1 protein-coding gene is annotated in these 230 nt (G+C 57.0%); it reads left to right on the top strand.

Annotation, left to right across the window (positions count from 1 at the left end; genetic code table 11):
• The coding region (locus AC1RP1_RS08535; protein ID WP_481762813.1) for a hypothetical protein at positions 1–230 on the top strand (230 nt) is incomplete at both ends.

The following is a 230-nucleotide window of genomic DNA, read 5'->3' as shown; positions in this document are numbered from 1 at the left end:
AAGAAGGCCCGCACGGCAGCACCCATTTCCAAAACGACACGGAAATGACCGAAAAGACCAACCGCATGAATGCGAGCGCTGCCAAGGGTAACGAAGGTTACGACAAGGCAAAAGACCCGCGTGATGCGCACAAGAAGCCGGAAAAGCATCCGGGTGAAGTGAAGCTGGCTCCTGAGAAGGGCCCGCACCACCCGGCAAAGACCAAGGCAAGCTTCGAAGACGGCGCTAAT

It is taken from the genome of Dellaglioa sp. CoH-56-MRSF-13 (assembly GCF_056782095.1).
The sequence above is the reverse complement of the archived record's forward strand: the minus strand, read 5'-3'. Positions and strand labels throughout refer to the sequence as shown.